The sequence below is a fragment of the Paenibacillus liaoningensis genome, from assembly GCF_059609455.1.
In genome coordinates, this window is sequence record NZ_JCAALU010000003.1 from 408,234 (window position 1) to 431,305 (window position 23,072).

Consider the following 23,072-nt stretch of genomic DNA (forward strand, 5'->3'; position numbering starts at 1 on the left):
CTCCCTTAGTTGTCATCCAACATGCTGAAAATCACTTTCTTACATGCTTCATCTGAATACTGCTTGTACATCCCCCCTTTCAAGCATTACGTCCACATCACCCCTTGATTGATCCGATCATCACGCCTTTAACAAAGTACTTTTGCAGGAATGGATACAAAATCAACAGTGGCAGACTGGATACAATAATAACACCGTATTTGATTAGTTCTGTGACGCGCATCTTCGCCGCGTAAGATTCAACATCTATCATCATGCCGGAGTTAACCTGATTCTGAACAAGAATGTTGCGAAGCACCAATTGCAGCGGGTATTTGCTTTCATCGCTAAGGTAGATCAAGGAGTCAAAAAAACCATTCCAGAAACCAACGACATGATACAGCACCATTACGGCTAGGATCGATTTGGACAAAGGCAGAACGATGCTCCAAAAAAATCTGGTGTTGGAACATCCGTCAATAGATGCGGCTTCCCACATTTCATCCGGTATGGACGACTGAAAAAAAGTCCTCACGATAATAACATTGAATACACCGCCCGCTCCGGGAATCACGAGTGCCCATATTGTATTTAGCATGTGAAGATCCTTAATCAGCAAATAGGTTGGAATCAGTCCTCCGCTAAAAAACATGGTAACCAACAAAAACCACATAATCACAGACTTACCTGCCAGATTTTTGCGTGCTAAAGGGTAGGCTGCACAAACAGTCACGGCGACTCCAATAAATGTTCCAAGTGTCGCGTATAAAATTGAGTTGGCATACCCAATCCATATAGATGAATCATTGAAAATTCGTTCGTATCCATCTAACGTAAAGCCTTTCGGAAACAACCAAACTTCACCTGAGTATATATAATTGGGGTCACTGAATGATGCTATCAGCACAAAGTACAACGGAAATAATACGAGCAGCATGATGATGGTTAACAAGAAGTAGTTGACTAAGTCAAACCATGCATCCCCTGTGCTCTTTCTCTTCAATAATTGATTCAAAATGAACTCCTCCTTACCACAGGCTAGTTTCAGTTACTTTTTTGGCGATCCGGTTAACGGTGAAAATTAGGATGATATTGATTAGAGAGTTGAACAGGCCAATCGCCGTGGAAAAGCTGTATTGCGCCTTCTGAATCCCCATTTCATACACGTAGGTGGGAATAATATTGGAGGTGGCGTAGTTCAGATCGCTCTGCATTAGAAACGCTTTTTCAAAACCAATGCTCATTATGTTGCCGAGTGCGAGAATCAGCAGAATGACGATCGTCGGCAGAATGCTCGGAATGTCCACGTGCCACACACGCTTCCTTTTGCTCGCTCCATCCATAGTTGCAGCTTCATGCAGTTCGGGATTGACTCCCGCAAGGGCAGCAAGATAAATAATCGTGGCAAATCCGGTCTCCTGCCATATCCCTGATAAGATATACAAGGGACGGAACCAGCCCTCATCGGCCATAAAGAGCACGGGGTCCCCTCCAAACCAGGTGATGACGTGATTCACGATCCCGCTGTTCGGAGATAAAAAAACATTAAGCATACCGACAAGTACAACGGTAGAGATAAAGTGCGGCGCGTAAATTACGGTCTGAACAAATTTCTTATAGGTCTTCCCAAGCATCTGATTCAGCATGATTGCGATAATGATGGGAGCCGGGAAGCCAAACAGCAGGGATAGAAAACTGAGTGTAAGCGTATTCGTAATGATAGTCCAGAAGTTATAGGAATTGAAAAAATCTATAAAGTGCTGAAATCCCACCCATTCACTACCCCATATCCCCTGACTTGGTGAAAAGTCCTTAAAAGCAATTTGCACCCCGTACATCGGATAATACTTGAATACGAGATAAAGAATAATGATCGGCAGTAAGAACAGATACAGTTCATAGTCGCGTTTGACTCGGCTCCATCTCTTTCGTTTTGGTTTGATCATGGAATGATCCAGGCTACTAATTTTTGAATTCACTCTTGTACACCCTTTCCAGTAAAGTATTCTCCGTTTTGAAACGTTTCCAATTCAGTGTGTGCGAAGGGATTTATAGATAAATCGACATCATAAACCGACCGAATAAACGGATACTTTCCAACCTGATCATAATTTGAAACGTTTCCAATTATGGGTAAGAAAAACGCCAGAGGGTCAATTCACACTGTTAAATCGACCATGAGCTGATGCTTTTCCTACCAATCATAATCACGTAGTTTCGCCTTGCCTAAAAGTAACCGGGAGTCGATACACTTGCTGTTCTAAATCCTTGCCTTCAATCTTCTCATAAAGCAGTCTGATGGTCATGCGTGCCATTTCCTCCACCGGTTGTCTGATTGTTGACAACAAAGGATGGAAATAGGGATGATCCTGGATGCCATCGTATCCAATGACCTTTACATCTTCTGGGACCCGAATACCCTGCCTGCCTGCTCTTTCAATATATTTGGCGGCAAATATATCGGTAATGGCAAAAACGCCGTCCACATCGTGATGCTCTTTTAGTAACTCATCAAAATAAGCGTCGTCATCCTCAACGGGGTCTGGCTTCTCGTATACAACGTACTCAACACCCATTGTTTTCGCCTCTTGAATGAAGCCTTCTCTACGATTCATGGTTTCACTGTAAACTGAAGTGACGCTTCCTATAAATGCCGGTTTTCTAGCACCCGCTTTTACTAGCTCCCTTAAGGCCAAACGCCCGCCTTCGTAATTATCCGAAGTTACGCAGGTAATTTTCTTGTTAAAATGCCTGTCGATACTTACAATCGGAATGTCGTTTCTCACGTTGTTCTCTATATCGTTGTAAGTAATGCCGACGATACCAGCCACTTTGTTTTGCTGAAGCATTTCCAAATAATAAAGTTCTTTTTCAGGCTTGCCTCCGCTATTACAGAGCATGAGCTTATAACCCTCAAGGTCCAACTCATCCTCAATGTAATACGCCAGTTCAGAAAAAAATGGGTGCCAGATGCTTGGTAACATCAGTGCTACCATCTTGGATTTACGCATTTTGAAATTTCGGGCAATTTCATTAGGGACATAATTCAGCTCTTGTATGGCTTCTTCAACTTTTCTGCGTGTAGCGGGTTTTACAGCACCTGATTTATTAATGACACGGGACACGGTTCCTACTGCTACGCCAGCTAAGATGGCTACATCTTTAATACTCGACATCTAACCCCCCACTTAAACCCTCGATAAAAATTATAATATCACCAAATTGGAAACGTTTCAATATTTTTTTGAACGTTTCCATCAGAGTTCACTTCCTGCGGAATGTAGTTGTCCTTGAAGAATTGTCTGACCGCTAAGCCTCTAAGTGAAGAGCGCTTCTGGCGGCATGAAATTTTCATGCGGTATGTTTACCATAGTTCTCCCTAACTCTCTTATCATGCAGACAGGAGTCCTTCTGATACCTAAATCAATACGGTTTGGTGCTACTTATGTAGCCTTGGAATAAAGTTTGATCATTTTCTGGCTATGATCTTCAACAATCGCGCCCGATTGCGGAGGATTAAAGAGAATACAGTTCTATTACTTTTTCTAAGGGAAATTGATTTGGAATACACATATCAACAAAATAGGGCAACTGCCATTTTTGAGTTTTCATCGCTTGTTTACTACTCGGACTATCCCAGCTAGGATAAACTCTTATTGCCATTTTGCCCTTTGTTGAAGTAGACCTAAGAATGTTCTGTTTTAAAAGAATTTCTTTTGGAAAAATAAATTGCCCAAACTCATTTTCATTTTTAAAGGTAGTTATAACTAATAAATCAGGGGCTTCCTCATATAAGTAAGGTTGATTTTGATTATTTTCGTCCTTTTCCCAAAATGCAACAAACTGCCCTACTTTGGTAGGGGTTATATTCGAAACTCTGAATCGCACTGTTTTAGAAGATAATTGAAATGTACCAGCACCATACTTAGAATTTTGCTTTTCTTCTTGAACTGACTTTACAGTTAAGTGATTCGACTCATAAATCTTTTTATTTACATAAGTTAATGCTGTAAAAAAATTATTCATTTCTTCACTCCTAAAATTCACACAAAATGGCCCGATTACTGAATTGTCATAATCCATCCTGTCGACGTAATTGTATCAAACTTTATTATAAATTATCGAACTTTATTCCAAAGCCACAACTTAACCCAGTCGATTCGAAGTATTGTCACTAAATAATGTATCAGGAAAAAAGTTCAATTATAATCGCTTTTTTAGACGCATAATTTTATCTCATTCATATAATTTCACTACCTTTTAAATTATTTGAATTTCATAAAGCCAATTTAACGGTGACACTAGCAAAACAATGTCACTTTAACAATCACGTAATGATAAAAATAAGGGTAGCCCTATAAATGACTTAGGGCTACCCTTGATAAATTATTAAGTTTTAAATTCCCGTTTCGTCACTTCCTATTTGGAAGAGAACAAAACTTTATTGTGATAATTTTAAAAAAACAAAACTTTATTTTTCAGAACAACACTTTATTGTAATGAATCAGATTGCATTAAACAAAAGGGCATAGACCCGTCGAGAAATAGGAGTGAAAGACTCCAGAGGTGCGTGGAGCAGCGTGCAGCAGATCAACAAAAAAGGAGCAAAACTCGCCCCTTCTGTTCCCGCATGCTTGCCGGTTGCCCATTTTGACGGCTCTCGTCCCATTCAATCCGGGTTACGATTTATCTTCTGGTGAAATCCTGCGAATAAGCGAGCATTAGTGAGAAAACTGCATCGTACCAAGGGGGCTTAATGAAGCATAGTCAGTCTAATACTTTATTTGCCGAGTCTAACATTTTATTTTCTTCTGACAGTAATGAATCAGTTACCACACTCCTCCGGACATGAGAATCCGTCATGAGCTACATCCGCCCAAGTTCTTGCCAGTAGATTGATCAGAGTTAGCCCTTTGCCATGTAAAGCTGAACACCACAATGTTGGAGCTGAACGTGTAAAAATAAATTCATAACAGCAACAAAAAATAAACAGCCTCAGTCCTATGGAATACAGGAAAAAGACCGTCTATTTTTCTAATTGTACTACCTACTTGACGTGGTGCAGTTCAGTCCTAGATTGCCGTTGTTAGTCTGAAGTATTAATGCTCCTGCAATACAATAAGGACTTTGTATTGTTCATTCTTTTATTTACTTGCAAGTAAAATAGAATGTTCACCTTGCTCTTGGCGAGTCGTTACTCTCTTGTGAAATTCTCCAACATCCCCGCAGGATATCGACTACCTGCCGATCCATTAGGAATGATTTCTGCAATACGCGCAAGGTCATTATCAGTTAGTTCAATATCCGCAGCCCCAACGTTCTCTTTAAGGCGACCAACACTTCGCGTTCCAGGAATCGGAACAATACTCTCATCCTGTGCTAGTAACCAAGAGAGCGCCAATTGTGCAACTGTGATCCCTTTGTTTGATGCCAATTCTTTAAGTTGTTGAACGGCCTTCAAATTATAGGTAAAATTCTCTCCCTTCCAGCGCTCATCTATACGACGAAAATCATCTTCAGGATACTCCTCAGCTGGTTTAACATCATTAGTTAGAAATCCTCTGCCTAACGGTGCATAAGGGACTAAACCAATGCCTAATTCCCTTAACACTGTAATTATGTTTCTATCTTCAAGCTCCCTCTCAAAAATAGAATACTCACTCTGCAATACCGATACTGGTGTCACAGCATGTGCACGGCGAATGGTATCTGGGCCAGCATTACTTAACCCAAAATATTTCACTTTTCCTTGTTGAATGAGGTCACCTACTGCACCAGCAACTTCCTCAATTGGGACATTTGGATCTGGAATGTGTTGATAAAAGACATCAATATAATCTGTTTGTAAGTAGCGCAAGCTATTCTCAGCCACTTTACGAATATTGTCTGGATGGCTGTTGAAACCTGCACCAACCTGCTCTGCTTTCATATCAAAACCAAATTTTGTTGCGAGCACAACTTTATCACGAAAATCTTTAACGGCTCTGCCAAGCACTTGCTCATTATGACCATTACCGTATAACTCTGCTGTATCAAAGAAATTGATACCGAGGTCATAAGCTTGTCGTATCGTCTCAATGCCCTCATTCTCATTAGAAGGACCATACGCTACTGAAATGCCCATGCAACCAAAACCAAGTGAAGAAACACGCAACCCCTGTTGTCCTAAAGAACGATACTGCATATTTTATTCTCCCTTCGTTTAAGGCTAATGAAAGCCTTGTAAATAATTATCTTTACTCCCTAGCGATCATCAACCTAATTGAAGTGGTCTACACTTCAGAGTTAGTATCATATCGTCGAAGTAATCATACCAAATTAAAATTACAAAGTAAACAAAAAGAATAAAGTTTGTATATTCTGTTTATAAAATGTATTATGTATTTCATGTAGAGGAGCGGTTATAATATTGAAAGGAGGGAATGAAATGAATAACAAGATTGTCACCGATAAGCACAATGAAACAAGAAGCAAACTCATGGCGAAATTACTTCCTTACGTGAGGAAAAATGGGTTTCAGTTGCTTACAATGGACGAAATATCTAGAATAATGGGCATTAGTCGAGCCACATTATATAAGTACTACTCTACAAAAGAAGATATTGTGGAATTTATAGTAGATAGTTTTGTTCAATATATTCATGAAATCGTTGATGAAACAAGTGGGGAGAAAATGGGGGATCGTTTTCAACAAATTTTCGAGCAAACCGTTTTATTAATGCAATACATTACAGATGTATTCTTGAAGGATCTTGAGGTCCATTACCCAGAGAAATTTGATCAACTCGGCGAGGCGCTAAAAACACGCGAGCAACAAATATTAGATTTTTATAATGCGGGAATAAAACAGGGGATTTTCAACAAAATTAACGTGAAGATTACCATTAAGCAGGATGAGATTTTAAGAGATATCTTGGATGCAAAGTATCTAATGGAAAATAATCTTACAGTATATAATGCGATTTCCGACTATTATACGATAAAAAAAATATTACTATTTATACCCGATAAACTGCATACCGTCGATGACAAGGCAATGACTCCGAAAATCGAATATATGGCTGCTAAAATAACCAAAAATCTTTTTTAATAATATCCACACTTAGGACTATACCAACTATAAGTATTCCCCTCTCCCTATTGATCAAAGAAGCCCTGCTAAGGGCTCTTTTGATTACACCTTTGATCAAAACAAAACCCTTGTTTTCATTACCCAAAACAAGCGCTCCCCAAGCATAGTATTTGCGCTGCCGCTTTAAAGGAACGGGGGTAGTGAAGAGGAACAGACAAAAGTTTTAAATAAGTGTCCCCATCTATTCAATCCTGCCCCTCCTCCCCACAAGGCTTCCCAGCCCTTTCTCCTCCCTTCTCCCTAACCCCTAAAGCATAATAAGTTTGAGCTGAGCTTAGGAAGTGATCAATCAGGTAAAGCAGTCGAGGAAACACCTGAGAAAATAGCTTGAGAACGCAGGCGTGATACGGAATTCCAAGGCTGTGGATGCTGGGAAAAGCCTGCTTCCTGGGGAAAAGAGTGAGAAAAATGCCGAGCGAAAATCAGGGGTGGATACCTGAAGTTCGTCGGTGACGAAGGAAAACAAAGTTGTGGACTAAGAGGACGGCGAAGCTGTAGCCGTGCGCCTGCTTGTTCTTCCTGGATCGGTATGCTGGTGCCGGCAGCGGCGAGCTGCGGATCATGCTTCCAGTTTGTTCTTTCAGAAGTTCCTGTTCGGCACGATCTTTCACCGCCGGTCGCTCCAGTCTTCCAGCGTGATACAGTTGGTTTTTCAGTCTAATACCTATTTCGCTGGGCTGACAATTCTAACAGCTGTAAAGCGCGTAACATCAACCATGCTAGTCTACAACTTAATTTTCTTTCGACAGTCGACTCGTGAGCAAACTTTAAGTGGAGAGCGGCAAACATAGTGTGGAGAGTTGCAGACTTCAATGGAAGTCTACACCTATCTCATTCATTTGGTTTCACCGCTCATTCATTTATTTGAGCTACTAATAGCTAGTCTAAAAAATTCATTATTAAAAGTCATTTAAAAATCTCACGACGAAAAAACAAGGGCAGTCCTATAAAATAACTTAGGACTACCCTTAATGATTAAAAAAGTTTTAAACTTTCGTTTCGTCTTTCGTTTCGTCACTTCCTATTTAGAAAGAGAAAAAAGACTTTATTGTAATGAATCATGGACATAAACTATTTTGAAAAATCACACACTATATTGTTAAAGAAACGACTATATTGTCTAGACAACAACTTTAATGTCACTAGACACAGGTGTCAGATGAAATAAAACTATGGAACCAATTATGTTGACTTTATGCGGTTTGTAACGTCACGTGATAAGCATGGAAAATTAAAAGTCTGGAACTACCGTAAATTACCATTAAATAAAAGTTGGAAACCAAACTTCCTAGTTACATAAGCTCCTAACAAGATTCAACTTTATTAAAAGCCACCATAAACTTCGCTAGTGCACGCCCAACCGTAACCGCTGTTTGGTTAAGAATATAATCAATCTGAATATAAGATTTTGATTCAGGGTCGTTTTGAATGTTTTTAAGCTTCCAGGGTTATGATTGCTTCTACTTGTCGTGACTTTATAGCTGTTAGGAGTCCAATCACCGTTCCAATTGTCGATATTGTAAGTTACTATTCGAAACTTATCCATTAAAATTCGCCGCTCTCAAGCTTTCACACCAATCGCTCAAACTCTTTTTCTATATTCCTTGGTTCGCATGATTGCCTCAGCCCGGTTATTTACCCTTAACTTGCGATAAATATTCTTCAAGTGGAACTTCACCGTATCTTGAGTGACATTCAATTGATCGGCAATCTCCTTATAGATGAATCCCTCCGCAAGCAATTCAAACACCTTCTCTTCCTTCTCGGTCAGAGCCTCGTTAGACAAAGATTTAGGAGACGGATTGCTGCTCACAGCGTCGAGAAGCAGACGGATATAGTTCGAGGGCAACAATGTCAATGCTGACTTTTGCTGCTGACTCAGAAGATCGGCTAGCATCTCGACCATCTGAGGGCCTTCATCAAGATAGCTGCGGATGTAGCCCAACGGTTCCGAGAGTCTCAAGGCAATAGCCAGCGGCGCAAGGGCTGCTTGGGGCTCCTCGGATTGCCGAAGCACCATACTATGCAAGATCTTCAGCCTGATCCGTTCTCGCAGACGATTTTCCTTTTCCGCAAGGCTCTCCAGCTTCTCGAACAATTGCAGCGCATCCTCAATCCGTCCATTCCCTGCAATCACCCTGACCATTATTAGATACTCATCGAAATACTGAGCCGAAACCTCGTCCGAATGCGACAATCCACTCTGTTCGAGCCAATCGATTGCTTTCTGACGCTGCCCTTGAAGCAGATACAGCCAGGCTTGCTCCGCCTTTATTCTTTTCCAAATAATAGGCTGATCTGGCGAGTCGACGCTCGAACCGAGATGGGAAAGCCATTCGATTGCTTCCTCCTCTCTTCCGAGAGCCTGCTTGAGTCGGGATGACACCAAGCCCAAATGAATCCAAGTCCATACGTTGGAACGAAGATCCTTTCGGCTGAGCGCTTGTCCAATATACGACTCCGCTTCGTCCAACCGATTCCACTCGTGCATAAGCGAACTATAGGATAGATACGCGTAGCCGACAAAGGGATAGTTCGGTTTCTTCCCCCACATCGTTATCAGCTTAAGCTGGAATTGTTCCATCTCGTGCAGATTGACGGTCAGCGAAAGGGGATCCCCGAATCCCTCGTGACCTAAGTACCTTTTGGTCGAGGCTTTCTGGAGGCTGCTTCCTTCTGGCAAATAATGCTCCAACCGTTCAAAATAATGGAGGGATCGCGGCATATTCTGCTGAAATCGGAAGAAGAGTGCATTTAAGTAATAGAGATTGCCCATCAGTTGCTTCCATTCCGGCTCAGGGATGGACTCCTTCATGGCTTCGAACCGTCTCTCCGCTTGCTCGGCCTTGCGCAGTCCTTGCTCCCAATCCCGATCCATCAGGAATTGCGAGATGCGGTACAGCTGAAACATCGGCTTGTGTTCAAAGTTGCTCTCCGGCAAGGCATTAATCCATCTTCGAACCACGTGGCTCCTCGATTGTAAGAGTTCCGGCATGATGCGGTCGATAATCCGAACGGCATCCTCTGCCTGTTCCGTCCTAATATAATGCTCCACCGCTTCTTCATAGAGCCCCTCGTTCTCATGCCAGGCCGCAGCCCGATGATGGGAAAGTCTCCACAGTTCCGGGTAGTCCCTAGCGCACAACTGCTGTAAGAACTCGGACAACAGATGATGATAGCGGAACCAATCGCGCTGCTCATCCAGCGGAATAATGAACAAATTTAGTTGCTCCAACCGCTCCAATTGGACCTGGCTGTCGGCTTGTCCCGTCACCGCCGCGCACAGCTCCCCGTTCATGCGGCTCAGAACGGAGGTAGCCAGCAGAAATTCCTGCAAGGATTCCGACAGATGCCCGAACACTTCTTCCAATAGATAATCGGAGATTTGGCGCTGCTGGCCGCTGAACTGGCGAATCGTATCGGCGATATTGCCGCTTCGTTTGAGTGTGATAGCCGCAAGCTGAAGTCCGCTTACCCAACCTTCCGTCTGCTCAAACAACGTAGAGATTTGCCTTATCGATAGCGATAAGTTCGTCATCTCTCGGAAGAAAATAACTCCCTCCTCAAACTCGAATCGCATGTCTTCTATTCGAATAACGTTGATCTCTCCCTTGGCAAGAAGTCTGGTCGTGGGAAAAGACAGCTCGGTGCGGCTTGCGATATAGAGATGGAAGTACGGAGGCAGATGCTCAAGCATATATCGGATCGACTCGTTAACGAACGCATTCTCAATGACGTGATAGTCGTCCAGAATGAGTACAAAATCGCCGCGAATCGAGCTTAGCTCGTTCAGAAACGCCGATACCGCGAAATCGATAGAAGCCGCAGACTCTTGCTCGAGCAGGAATTCGATCGATTCCCCGAACAGCGGCAGTCTTTCTCGTATGGAAGTTAAGACACAGCTCCAGAATGCGCCCCAATCGTTATCGTATTTATCCAGGGAGACCCAGGCAACCGAAGCTCGGCATTGTCTCGCCCATTCACTTAAAGCTGTCGTTTTGCCGTAGCCCGCTTGGGCCGATAGCAAAGTCAGCTTGGTCTCCATGCCTTCCTCAAGCTTACGCGTCAGTTGCGGCCTAGTCACCAAAGATTTGCGCGCTGGGGGAATGAGATATTTGGTACTGCGAATCATATTCAAGGCCTCCAAACGCCTAAATTAAAAATTCCATATAATCGATTATATTCGATTAAATTGGACAATTGCAAAACCCCTGTGCTATAGGGCACAGGGGTCTCTCGTCAATCTGTTTTACTCTTTTGTCTTCTGCTGCTCTAGCATTCGCAGGAGAACCGTCACCGCTTCCGCTCGACTTGCTTTGACTTCGGAATCGAAACGATTGTCTCCCGTTCCTTGCATCAGACCGGTCTCCTTGAGAGCGGCAACTGCTCCCTTCGCCCACGCCGGAATCTCGCTGTTATCCGCGAAGCCGGTCGCGGTATTCGCTTCGACTGTCAGATCTAGCGCCTTAACGATCATCGCCGCCATCTCGGCTCGCGTAATCTCAGCGTTCGGACGGAAGGTACCATCGTCATAACCGTTGATGATGCCAGCTTGTTTGGCCTCCGCCACGGCATTCTTAGCCCATGCAGGAATTTGTGATGCATCCTCGAAGACCAATTCCTCCGTTGCTCCTGCAGGCTTAATCGCATTCATTAGCATCACGGCGAATTGAGCTCGCGTAACCGTGAGATTAGGCTTGAACGTTCCGTCCGGATAACCAGTCATGATCCCTAGGCTAGCTCCTTGGCGAATCGCTTCCTCCGCCCAGTGACCGACGATGTCGCCGAATTCGATTACCGGCTTTGCCTTATCTCCTACAGCTAACACGGCGAATTTCGTGAAGTGATTGACCTCTGCGGTAATGAAGGCGCCGCTTACGACACCGCCAACCTCCATCCATTCTTTCTTCTCTTCATCATAATAGAAGATGGAAGCACGCTCGCCATCGCCTAGCTTCGTCGGATCGAAGGCCAGCTTCAACGTAATGTTTTTCTTGAAGGTACCTGGGACATTCTTCAACACTTCGAAGACCTCGCTTACCAGTACTTCGTTATTCTTCAACAATTCATCCGTGTCCAACAAGGTCTCGATTGTCACTCGCAAACTCGCGTCCATCGCGTCGGCTGGGATCTCGATGGTAATCTCTTCATCGCTCAAGCTAACCGTTCCCGGTCGACCAACAGGAAGCGTCAACTCTCCATTGTCGGAGATGACTGGGCTGTTAGCCGGAACGCTTACGCCTCCACCACTGTCGCCGCCGCTTGAAGCTTTAGTCCACTTCGCATACAGCGCCGTATTCGCGCTTACCGTATCCGTCGTGAAGCTCCACGCCGAGGCGTAGCCCTCTTCCTTATACCAGCCCGAGAACGTGTAGCCTGCTCTCGTCGGGTCCGTCGGCTTCGCGATCGTCGCTCCCGCAGCGATGCCAGTCAAGCTCACTACCGCACTGCCTTCCTTCGAGTCAAACGTCACCGTGTACATCGCCGCCGGAATCGCCGTCCACTTCGCATAAAGCGTCGTATTCGCGCTTACCGTATCCGTCGTGAAGTTCCATACCGAGGCGTAGCCCTCATCCTTATACCAGCCCGAGAACGTGTAGCCCACTCTCGTTGGATCGGCCGGCTTCGTCACAGTCGCGCCGGAGAGGATGCCCTCCACGCTCGCTACCGCGCTGCCTTCCTTCGAGTCGAACGTCACCGTGTACGTCGCCGCCGAAATCGCCGTCCACTTCGCATACAACGTCGTATTCGCGCTTACCGTATCCGTTAAGAAGTTCCACGCCGAGGCGTAGCCCTCTTCCTTATACCAGCCCGAGAACGTGTAGCCTGCTCTTGTTGGATCGGATGGCTTCGTGATCGTCGCTCCCGCAGCGATGCCAGTCAAGCTCGCTACCGCGCTGCCTTCTTTCGAGTCGAACGTCACCGTGTACGTCGCCGCCGGAACTGCCGTCCACTTCGCATACAACGTCGTATTCGCGCTTACCATATCCGTTAAGAAGTTCCACGCCGAGGCGTAGCCCTCTTCCTTATACCAGCCCGAGAACGTGTAGTCCGCTCTCGTTGGATCGGCCGGCTTCGTCACAGTCGCGCCGGAGAGAATGCCCGCCACGCTCGCTACCGCGCTGCCTTCCTTGGAGTCAAACGTCACCGTGTACGTCGTCACCGGAATCGCCGTCCACTTCGCATAAAGCGTCGTATTCGCGCTTACCGTATCCGTCGTGAAGTTCCACGCCGAGGCGTAGCCCTCTTCCTTATACCAGCCCGAGAACGTGTAGCCTGCTCTTGTTGGGTCCGTCGGCTTCGTGATTGTCGCTCCCGCAGCGATGCCAGTCAAGCTCACTACCGCACTGCCTTCCTTCGAGTCGAACGTCACCGTGTACGTCGTCACCGGAATCGCCGTCCACTTCGCATACAGCGTCGTATTCGCGCTTACCGTATCCGTTAAGAAGTTCCAGACGGAGGTGTAGCCCTCATCCTTATACCAGCCCGAGAACGTGTAGTCCGCTCTCGTTGGATCGGCCGGCTTCGTCACAGTCGCGCCGGAGAGAATGCCCACCACGCTCGCTACCGCGCTGCCTTCCTTGGAGTCAAACGTCACCGTGTACGTCGCCGCCGGAATCGCCGTCCACTTCGCATACAACGTCGTATTCGCGCTTACTGTATCCGCTAAGAAGTTCCACGCCGAGGAGTAGCCCTCATCCTTATACCAGCCCGAGAACGTGTAGCCCGCTCTCGTCGGGTCCGTCGGCTTCGTGATTGTCGCTCCCGCAGCGATGCCAGTCAAGCTCGCTACCGCGCTGCCTTCTTTCGAATCAAACGTCACCGTGTACGTCGCCGCCGGAACTGCCGTCCACTTCGCATATAGAGTCCTATTCACGCTCCACGCATCCAAGATTACCGTATCCGTCGCGAAGTTCCATGCCAACGAGAAGTTTTCATCCACATACCAGCCCGAGAACGTGTAGCCTGCTCTTGTTGGATCGGATGGCTTCGGGACGGTCGCTCCGGAGAGAAGACCCGGCGCGCTCTCAACCGAACTTCCTCCTTGCGAGTCGAACACCACCGTGTACGTCGGCGTCCACTTCGCGTACAGCGTCGTATTCGCATTTACCGTATCCGTATCGAAATCCCATAAGGTAATATAATTCTCTTCCTTATACCAACCCGCGAAGAGATAGCCATCACGGGTTACCTCCGGCCTTGCAATTGTCGATCCAGGACTAACTTCATTGAGGTCCTCGACTGGATCGACACCGCCATTATTCTCGACGAAGGTTACCTTGTAGCCCGCCGGCGCGGCTGCCCGAGTTACCGTCAGGGTGTAGTTAGCCGTAGCCAACCCATCCTCCGACGTCACCACGACCGCAATCGTATTGCTCCCAACCTCCAAGGGAATCGCCTCGGATAACCCGCCGTTCACTACACTTTTTCCATTTACCGTAATCGTTGCATAATCCATTTTAGCCACCGGATATACTCTAGTGCTCTTCGTGCCGTAAGCGAAGTTAACGGAGTATTTCTTGTTATCACCCGGATCGACAACGGGTATGCCGTTGTTCAGCCCCAGTTCGATAAGTGAAGTGTCCGCGCCCGGAAGGCGATTAATAAGCAACGTATAGGTCCGGGTTGTCACCCCGTCTCTCGCCGTCACGACGACCGTTATCGTGTTATCTCCCATTAGTAAGCCAACGGGTACTTTGACGCCTCTTGTCGCTTCGATCCCGTTTACCGTGACGGTCGCCCCGCTATCCTCGGGTTGGGGATCGATCAGAACCTTGTTCTGGCCGATGAAAGATATCGAATCATAGAACGGCAAGCTCTTATTGAAGCCGAAGCCGACGGGTAAATCCCCCGGTATTTCGCTTTTCAGAAATAGGCCTAGAAAATTCAATATGGTGTTGCTACCCGGTCCACCCGCTCGAGTTACCGTTAAAGTCGTAATTTTCTTATACCTATCTAGAGGCGGGGCTGGTGTCACCAGAATCTCTATCGTGTTAACTCCAACATTCAGGGCAATTGCTCCCGACGGACTGCCGCTAGCTACTTCTAAGCCATTTACCTCAATCTTGGAATCAGCGTCTACCGCCGTCGGCGTAACCGTTATCTCGCTCACGTCGTTCGCAACGTCCGCATAGAATTTCCAAGTGTCCATGAGGTCCTCCACAGCCTTGCCGCTAGACAAAGTTAAAGTGGTTAGACTCGTGACCCCGCTTCCTGCAGAAGAATACGAGGGAAATAACCCCATTACTATTATCAAAGCCATAAACAATGAAATACCACGCCTAATCATTAGTTTCTACTCTCCTCTTATCGTAGTGTAGATAGTCCATTTGTCACTCTCGAGCTGCATAAGCCATACTCTCTACTATAAGAGATAGCAGGTCTGAATTGACCTACCCGAGAGGGTAGTTTTATAAGCTAAATCGGGTAGCTAGGTTCATGTTTAAAGATTCAGCTGCCCCTTGGTTATAAAAAGGAAAGGAGACCCCTGAGTCTAGAGGTGTCCGCGTTCAAGTCAATAAACAACGCCAAGCCGGATGAGATCCAGAGCTTAGCGTCCTCTTGGCGTTCCGGTCAACCTTTATAAGCGCTGAAGACCACGCCTTCGTTTATCAGGCGAGCTGTTGATGATAAGAGACCATCGCAATTCGTTTCAGGATCATAGAAGTTGGATGATGATGATGACGATCACGACCAACGCGGATTTTACCAAAGGCAACATGATATATCGGAACGTCTGGAACAGATTGCATCCGTCCAGAGTCGCGGCTTCCTATCTTCATACCGGCAACGATCAATTCCGGCCATCGTACATCCCGCCCGACTCGCTTGCTTCTCTAGCTCCGCAGCACTGCACATGGATCGAAATGTTCCATGAACCGACGCAAGTGAAAATCATTCGATAAGCCGAAACCGAATCTCGACAACGGCATGCCCCCGGGATTCTGATCATCGACGATAACTGTATGGAGGATTACAGGATGTCGCACTTCGATAAGTTTCAGTTCCCCCCTTCTCAATCGCCGAAACTTCACGCCGCACAAGGCTTTTCAGCCCCTTTCCTCCTATTTTCTTTATCACGTTAAAAATCTAAAAATTTGAATTGAAAGCAGGAAAATGACACGAGAAAAACAAAAAATCGAGCAAATCCTAGGAGTTACCCTAGAACTGCTCGACTCTCTTTAAATCGATTTCGCACATCTTTATCACCGGACAAGTATGCACCTAAATGTCGATGCCAATGCTCTTTTTTACTAAATGCACTCACCCCGCAGAATATATTTCATCACCTTTAATTCAATCAAATGATTTGTATTATCCTACCGAGGGAGCTTAATGATATCTTATTTAATCAACATGAAGATATTCAATTTCATCAATTGAAACCGCTTGTTCACAATAGCCTCAAGCTCTTCTTTGCCAATAGGAGGCGTTACAAACTCCGGGTCTCGATCACGCTGAATTGGCTCATGCGGATGCGCTCAAGTATATTTCCTTCGATATGCTTAATTAGACTGGCAATGCTATGGTTTGTGCCATCCGGTCTCCAATTTAACTGTTGGGCATCTAACTGACTTATGGCGAGCAGCAATCGTATGCGAATCTCCTCGAACTTCTTTGTTAACCAAACCCGATTAAAATCGTAGCTCATCGCAAATCACTCCTTAAATTGCTTTAGTCAGAATAATTTCCAAAGCCTGATTTTCCCACATCAAACAGCCCGAGTCCTTGTATCCGAGTTTCCGATAAAAATGCTGCGCATCCTCATCCGCCTGCGTTGAGGTCATGACGAGCTTGCAGCCTTGCTCCCGCATATGCTGCTCCCAAAGCAGCATCGCAGTTTTGCCGAAGCCCTTGCCCCGCTCCTGCTCATCCAGCCAAATCATGTTCAAAAACGGTGTATTGTCCCAAAAATAGCCGTACCTCATCCAGCCGATTCTATCGCCTAGCTCGTTCCGAAACACATAATATTCTCGATTCTCAATCTTCCTGCCTATAAGACTCGCCAAAATATGATGATCCCGCTCAGCAATAAATGCCTCATCTGCCGCTGTCGCCCATTCAATAGCCATGTTTTCACTCCCTAATGTCAATCCGTTAACACTAACTATAGCATATAAGATTTACGCTCTCCTAGGTAAAGAATCATTTAAGAACAACTTTGGAATGAATGAAACGCAGTTCTCCGCCACCATCAGTGAGCAAGTCCTTATCGAGTTCATAGAGTGCAGATTCAGCCAACAGTGCATACAAAAGAACCTCGACTTCCACTGAAAGCGGAGATCGGGGTCCCTTGGTTGAAAGAAACTAAGTATTGTTCAGCTATTACCAATCTCTAAAAAAATTAATCACACATTACATTAGATAAGTTTGGTTTGCTGTAAAAGCTTCCATACGATCATAGCTACTTCCGCCCGGGTGATATACGCTTTCGGCGATAGCGTGTTTCCTCCGCGGCCCGATACCAGATCAGCCTCCACTACCATCGCCGTACCGCTTCTCGCCCATTCCGATAGGCTATCCGAATCTACAAAACGGAGGAGCTGAGCAGAGGGATTAGCCGTCTGCTGGCTTTTATCCGTAAGAATCAGCATCATGGCTTTGGCAAGCATGATAAACGCCTGTTCGCGCGTTATATTATCGTTCGGTCGGAACGTGTTGTCGCCGAATCCTGAAATTAAGCCATATGCATAGGCCGTTTGCACGGCGCCGCTATACCACTCCTCCTCCTTCACGTCCACAAAACGCATCGGCCCCTTCACACTGCTCAGCCCAAGGCTCCGCACGAGGATTCCCGCAAACTCGGCTCGGGTTATGTCGCGATTGGGATGGAAGATTCCGTTTACCGGAGCACTCAGAATCAGACGCGACCCCAAGTCGTTTACGGCTGGTTCGGACCAATGCTTCTCCACGTCGGTGAAGCGTTGCGAATGATGAATAACAGCATAGGTGCCATTCGACAGGTCGCTGATTTTCACATAGCGTTTGCCGTCGACCTCCACGATTTTGCTCGGAACATGACGAATCGTTCCATTCGGTTCAAGAGCGACTGCTGTCGTGATCAGATTTACATCCACCTCCGGTGCAACCGCAAGCAGTCTATCTGGGTACTTCGAATATCGGACCTCGTCCTCCGTCTTATCGCCATGCTCCACCTTGATGGCAAACGTGATAGCTGGCGAGATGATCTCCGCATCTAACCGCTCAGCTGAATCCTGCAAGCGCTTGGATGTTTCACTCGTTGCATGGCCGACGGAGAGCCATACCTTTACGTCTTGCAGCAGCATTTGGCTAGCCAAACGATCCGTGACGCTCGCGTCGCTATAGATTGATTGAGCAGGCAGCGTGAAAACCATCTTCTCCGTCTGAATGACCAAGGTCGTCGCTTTCTGCTTCAGGTTGTGAAGCAGTTGGCCGTTTAGCTTGATGTTTACCGTGTCAGAGCCATTAGCCGCGACAACGGACAGGACAGCTCCTGGCTTTTCTTGTCCTAACCTGGCCGTTAGCTTAGCTGAATCCAGCTCGGCCGTGATGACCGTTCGCCCCGCTAGGGTCGTTACGATGACAGGACCAAGCTGTTCTACCTGCTGCCCGTTCACCAAAAATTTCACCCATTCCATCGTCGGGGACGAAGTCTGCAGTGGTGACGTTGTGACGCTCGCCGTCGGCCTAACGGAATGAGATTCAGCAGATAAGGCACCAGGTCCGACGCTATTGATTGCCCGAACTGTAAACGTGTAGTCCGTCCCGTTGGTCAGCCCTGTGACTTCAATTTGCGTTGTCGTTCCGACTACCGTAATTCCGCTCGGGCTAGCCATCACCTCATACCGAAGAATGGCGCTCCCCCCATGGTCAGCCGGAGCATCGAAACGAACGGTGGCTATCGTGTCGCCCGCGCTCGCTCGCACGTTCGTCGGAGCTAATGGCACCGTTGCAGGTATCGCACTGGCTTCTTCCGAGAAAGGGCTTGAGCCGCCCGAATTGCTAGCCTTGACCGCTAAATAATAGGTAACTCCATTGGTTAACCCTGTCACTTCGTAGGTAGCATCCCTCACCGTAGCGATGGAATCACTGAATTCGCCCGAAGCCGTCGCTACATAGATCTCATATGTATCGGCATGCTCCACCGCCTCCCAATGCAAAGCAACGCTTCGATCTCCGGCTATAGCTTGTAGCGAAGTCGGGCTTGCAGGCACGCCAGGCAGGGTAATGTTCTGCGTAACGGTAAAGGTCCGATCGCTCATAAGGGCAGCGGATACGGTAACCGTTGTGGTATAACTCCCGGCTGCGAGACCATCCTTGACTTTGACTGTAAAGCTGGTGGACGGCGCACCGCTACTTAAGGTGGAGGCCGGCTGCGAGATTTCAAAAGCTTCGGCGTCTGCTCCCCCCTTAGCTACGGATAAGCCTGTTAAATGTCCCGTACCGGTATTCGTGACGGAGATCACCAGCGTTTGCTGAGTACCGGGTCCATACCCTTGCGTCAAGGCAGATGCAGTCTGATGATCTATCGCTTCTATTTCGTAGGTAAGAACCTCGGTTGCGGTGACGGAAACGACATTGCTTGTTACGCTCGCCGTCTTCGTTCCATTAACGCTCGCATTCGTGTTCGTCACTACGACGTAATAATACCCAGTGCCGGCTGTTGCTGTCGGTGCGTTGTAGCTCGCGTTTGTCGCTCCATTCACCAACGTTCCTCCGCTCGTACTGTTGCTACCATTGCTATACCACTGGTAGCTCAATATACCTCCATCACTCACACTCGCCGTTACATTAAGCGTTGCCGTTCCTCCAACGCTCACCGTCTCATCGGTCGGCTGCGTCCCGATGCTCGGCGTAGCTGCATTTACGAGCGCGTTCACCGTCACCAATGCGGTTCCACTCGTCACGCTCGCCGTCTTCGTTCCATTAACGCTCGCATTCGTGTTCGTCACTACGACGTAATAATACCTCGTGCCGGCCGTTGCTGTCGGTGCGTTGTAGCTCGCGCTTGTCGCTCCGTTCACCAACGTACCTCCGCTCGTGCTGTTGCTGCCATGGCTATACCACTGATAGCTCAATATACCTCCATCGCTCACGCTCGCCGCTACGCTAAGCGTTGCTGTTCCTCCAACGCTCACCGTCTCATCCGCTGGCTGCGTCCCAATGCTTGGCGTAGCTGCATTTACGAGCGCGTTCACCGTCACCAATGCGGTTCCACTCGTCACGTTCGCCGTCTTCGTTCCATTAACGCTCGCATTCGTATTCGTCACTACGACGTAATAATACCTCGTGTCGGCTGTTGCTGTCGGCGCGTTGTAGCTCGCGCTTGTCGCTCCATTCACCAACATGCCTCCGCTCGTGCTGTTGCTGCCATGGCTATACCACTGATAGCTCAATATACCTCCATCGCTCACGCTTGCCGCTACGCTAAGCGTCGCCGTTCCTCCAACGCTCACCGTCTCATCCGCTGGCTGCGTCCCAATGCTTGGCGTAGCCGCGTTCACGAACGTATCCACCGTCACTTGAGCTACTCCACTTATCACGCTAGCCGTCTTCGTTCCGCTCACGCTCGCATTCGTGTTCGTCACTACGACGAAATAATACCTTGTGCCGGTCGTTGCCGTCGGTACATTATAGCTAGCGCTTCTCGCTCCATTCACGAACGTACCTCCGCTCGTGCTGTTGCTGCCGTTGCTATACCACTGGTAGCTCAATACACCTCCATCACTCACGCTCGCCGCTACGCTAAGCGTAGCCATTCCTCCAACCTCCACCGTCTCATCCGCTGGCTGCGTCCCAATGCTCGGCGTAGCCGCGTTCACGAGCGCGTTCGCTGTCACCGATACAACATTGCTCGTAACGCTCGCCGATTTTGTTCCCACAGCGCGCGAATTTGTATTCGTTACCTCGACGTAATAGTACAGAGTCCCTTCAGTGGCAGTCGGCGCGTTATAGCTTGCGCCAATCGCTCCAGTCACAGGCGTACCACCGGAGGTGCTGCTGCTGGTATTGCTGTACCACTGATAGCTTAACGTCCCGCCGTCGATGGTGTATGCCGTCACTCTAAGCGTAGCCGTTCCTCCCACATTTACCACCTGATTCGCTGGCTGTGTACTGATGGTCGGAAAATCAGCGTTAATCAACATCCTAGCTGCCCTAACTTGACCGGAATAACCATTGGCTTCAGCCCAAAAAGCATATAAATCACCATTGAATTGTTGCAGGGAAGGTTCCCAAGCTGTATCGGCAAAGCCGGCATTAATACCATTTGGACCTCCATCATCTACAGATGACCAACTTGTTCTATCATACTTTTTAACCCGAATTTGAGCTCTAGTAGTTCCATTATCTTCAAGCCATGTAACGTATAAATCATTATTGAACACCATCGGTTTAGGAAAAGATGCTTCCCTGTTAATATTTACATTCAAGCCAATTGAACCCCCGCCATCGACGCTCGCCCAGCTTGCTCCATCATACTTCTTGACTCTAATCTGACTACTCTCATACCATGTTGCATACAGAGCATTATTAAATTCGATTAATTCGGGCGCTAATGCGCTGGAAGAAGGATTTACGTTTATACCGTCGCTTCCTCCACCATCGACACTAATCCAACTGGAGCCATCATATTTCTTTACTCTCACTTGTGCAGCACTACTATTATATTCATACCAAGAAATGTATAAAGCGTTGTTGAATACAGCCATCGTCGGATAGGTTCCAGAGCTCAATGGATTTGCGTTCAAACCTGTAGAGCCTCCGCCATCGACACTGGTCCAATTGGTACCGTCAAAGCTCATGACTCGAATCTGATTAACTCCGCCGTCTACCTTCTCATGCCAAGCTACGTAAAGGATGTTGTTCATGACGGCCATGCGTGGAGTAGACGATGTTGCCGAAGCGCTTCCATTTAAACCGCCTTCATCCACACTGATCCAACTGGTTCCATCGTATTTTTTTGCGCGAATCTTACCTGTTTCCTCCCAAAGCAAGTACAAAATATCGTCATATACAATTAAGGAAGGGTTAAGCGCTCGATCTGCCGGATTTATATTCAGACCGGTCGCACCACCTCCGTCTACGCTTCTCCAGGTTGTTCCATTAAAGCTTTTTACTCGCACCTGATTAACTGCCGATGCCCTTTCAATCCAGGCTGCATAAAGAATATTATCGTGTACAGCCGTACGCATAGCTTGCGGTGCATGACTCGAAGTGTTCACATTCAGGCCAGTAGCCCCGCCGCCATCCACCATAATCCAATTAGAGGCTGCCGCCTTAACCGTTTCAGGCCCAGCTATCAACGTCAGCATCATACTTACTATTAATAGATAAATCAGCGATCTGCGTTTCAAAAGCTTCATAAGTATCTTGTTCCTCCCTGTAATCCCATTTCTATTTTTAAAAAAATAATAACCATACTCGACTACCCTGCCTGTAAATTCTCTCCCTCCCGTCAAAGCTTACGATGCGATTCCTGTATTTTTTGTCAGAGTATTTCTGTGTGGGTTTGATCGAGTCATGCTGGCAGCAAAGATGGTGGACCACTTGCGTTACCTTATGCTGAGGAATGGAGAAGAGCCCGGGGACATTATGTGCCTAAAAGTATGTATTGACTCAGAGGCATCTTGATTAGCAGCAATTAGATGTTGGAAAAAGCCACATTTAAAAAGATCTAAATACTCGCTTTCCGTAAGGCAAATCTAAATTAAGTATAATGGTTGAAAAACAAAAAATGACCTACCCAGACGGGTAGGTCAACGAGGAAAAGGGGTAGGTACACGTAGGCGTTCTATAATTTCATTTCAAATGTAGAAAGAAAATAAAGTCCTAGACTGACGCTGTTTTATTGAGCTAACGTTACCCCTTAGGATTCCTGTAGAGCGTTAATTTTGCGTTTTGCATAAAAACGAGCGCCTCCAGTAAGATGGGGTAGTCACGGGTCATAGCCCTTTAGCCATCATAAGGAGGTCGCTCT

12 protein-coding genes are annotated in these 23,072 nt (G+C 46.8%); 2 read left to right on the plus strand and 10 right to left on the minus strand.

Annotation, left to right across the window (positions count from 1 at the left end; genetic code table 11):
- Window positions 1-97 precede the first annotated feature (97 nt).
- From AC6B99_RS06215 to AC6B99_RS06235, 5 genes are all read right to left on the minus strand, one after another.
- Complete coding sequence (locus tag AC6B99_RS06215; RefSeq protein WP_056033197.1) at window positions 98-994, minus strand: carbohydrate ABC transporter permease; 897 nt, start codon at window positions 992-994, stop codon at window positions 98-100.
- Between the two features lie 13 nt (window positions 995-1,007).
- Entirely contained in the window at window positions 1,008-1,925 is a 918-nt protein-coding gene (locus AC6B99_RS06220; RefSeq protein WP_496663014.1) for an ABC transporter permease, read from the minus strand.
- Window positions 1,926-2,186: 261 nt separating this feature from the next.
- The gene (locus AC6B99_RS06225) at window positions 2,187-3,155 is read right to left on the minus strand and encodes a LacI family DNA-binding transcriptional regulator (RefSeq protein WP_056033190.1); all 969 of its coding nucleotides are present in this window, start codon (window positions 3,153-3,155) and stop codon (window positions 2,187-2,189) included.
- A gap of 340 nt (window positions 3,156-3,495) precedes the next feature.
- Window positions 3,496-4,005 carry a MepB family protein gene (locus AC6B99_RS06230; RefSeq protein WP_339208877.1) on the minus strand — a complete coding sequence of 170 codons (510 nt, stop codon included), beginning with the start codon at window positions 4,003-4,005 and terminating at the stop codon, window positions 3,496-3,498.
- Between the two features lie 1,168 nt (window positions 4,006-5,173).
- Window positions 5,174-6,163 carry an aldo/keto reductase gene (locus tag AC6B99_RS06235; protein WP_494862818.1) on the minus strand — a complete coding sequence of 330 codons (990 nt, stop codon included), beginning with the start codon at window positions 6,161-6,163 and terminating at the stop codon, window positions 5,174-5,176.
- Between the two features lie 243 nt (window positions 6,164-6,406).
- On the opposite strand from AC6B99_RS06235, the gene AC6B99_RS06240 reads away from it, so the two are divergent.
- Window positions 6,407-7,069, plus strand: coding sequence for a TetR/AcrR family transcriptional regulator (locus AC6B99_RS06240; RefSeq protein ID WP_056033181.1), 663 nt, complete (start codon window positions 6,407-6,409; stop codon window positions 7,067-7,069).
- Window positions 7,070-8,693: 1,624 nt separating this feature from the next.
- On the opposite strand, the gene AC6B99_RS06245 is transcribed toward AC6B99_RS06240, so the two are convergent.
- Both AC6B99_RS06245 and AC6B99_RS06250 read right to left on the minus strand, forming a co-directional pair.
- The gene (locus AC6B99_RS06245) at window positions 8,694-11,243 is read right to left on the minus strand and encodes a winged helix-turn-helix domain-containing protein (protein WP_494862820.1); all 2,550 of its coding nucleotides are present in this window, start codon (window positions 11,241-11,243) and stop codon (window positions 8,694-8,696) included.
- A 117-nt stretch (window positions 11,244-11,360) separates the two neighbouring features.
- Window positions 11,361-15,263, minus strand: coding sequence for an InlB B-repeat-containing protein (locus AC6B99_RS06250; RefSeq protein ID WP_496663008.1), 3,903 nt, complete (start codon window positions 15,261-15,263; stop codon window positions 11,361-11,363).
- 475 nt (window positions 15,264-15,738) lie between these two features.
- Between AC6B99_RS06250 and AC6B99_RS06255 the strand changes: the two genes are divergently transcribed.
- The gene (locus AC6B99_RS06255; protein WP_494862824.1) at window positions 15,739-16,017 is read left to right on the plus strand and encodes a hypothetical protein; all 279 of its coding nucleotides are present in this window, start codon (window positions 15,739-15,741) and stop codon (window positions 16,015-16,017) included.
- A gap of 527 nt (window positions 16,018-16,544) precedes the next feature.
- Here the strand turns inward: AC6B99_RS06255 and AC6B99_RS06260 are convergent.
- From AC6B99_RS06260 to AC6B99_RS06270, 3 genes are all read right to left on the minus strand, one after another.
- A complete protein-coding gene (locus tag AC6B99_RS06260; protein WP_494862826.1) occupies window positions 16,545-16,763 on the minus strand; it encodes a DUF1572 family protein in 219 nt (72 codons plus the stop codon).
- Between the two features lie 13 nt (window positions 16,764-16,776).
- Window positions 16,777-17,184, minus strand: coding sequence for a GNAT family N-acetyltransferase (locus tag AC6B99_RS06265; RefSeq protein ID WP_494862828.1), 408 nt, complete (start codon window positions 17,182-17,184; stop codon window positions 16,777-16,779).
- A gap of 288 nt (window positions 17,185-17,472) precedes the next feature.
- Window positions 17,473-22,458, minus strand: a complete 4,986-nt coding sequence (locus AC6B99_RS06270; protein WP_496663009.1) for an S-layer homology domain-containing protein — start codon at window positions 22,456-22,458, stop codon at window positions 17,473-17,475.
- Window positions 22,459-23,072: the final 614 nt, after the last annotated feature.

Bases quoted from the DNA above. Each gene is read 5' to 3' on its own strand.
- AC6B99_RS06220 (WP_496663014.1), bottom strand. From the start codon at position 1,925: ATGATCAAACCAAAACGAAAGAGATGGAGCCGAGTCAAACGCGACTAT.
- AC6B99_RS06225 (WP_056033190.1), bottom strand. From the start codon at position 3,155: ATGTCGAGTATTAAAGATGTAGCCATCTTAGCTGGCGTAGCAGTAGGA.
- AC6B99_RS06230 (WP_339208877.1), bottom strand. From the start codon at position 4,005: ATGAATAATTTTTTTACAGCATTAACTTATGTAAATAAAAAGATTTAT.
- AC6B99_RS06235 (WP_494862818.1), bottom strand. From the start codon at position 6,163: ATGCAGTATCGTTCTTTAGGACAACAGGGGTTGCGTGTTTCTTCACTT.
- AC6B99_RS06240 (WP_056033181.1), top strand. From the start codon at position 6,407: ATGAATAACAAGATTGTCACCGATAAGCACAATGAAACAAGAAGCAAA.
- AC6B99_RS06245 (WP_494862820.1), bottom strand. From the start codon at position 11,243: ATGATTCGCAGTACCAAATATCTCATTCCCCCAGCGCGCAAATCTTTG.
- AC6B99_RS06250 (WP_496663008.1), bottom strand. From the start codon at position 15,263: ATGGACACTTGGAAATTCTATGCGGACGTTGCGAACGACGTGAGCGAG.
- AC6B99_RS06255 (WP_494862824.1), top strand. From the start codon at position 15,739: ATGATAAGAGACCATCGCAATTCGTTTCAGGATCATAGAAGTTGGATG.
- AC6B99_RS06260 (WP_494862826.1), bottom strand. From the start codon at position 16,763: ATGAGCTACGATTTTAATCGGGTTTGGTTAACAAAGAAGTTCGAGGAG.
- AC6B99_RS06265 (WP_494862828.1), bottom strand. From the start codon at position 17,184: ATGGCTATTGAATGGGCGACAGCGGCAGATGAGGCATTTATTGCTGAG.
- AC6B99_RS06270 (WP_496663009.1), bottom strand. From the start codon at position 22,458: ATGAAGCTTTTGAAACGCAGATCGCTGATTTATCTATTAATAGTAAGT.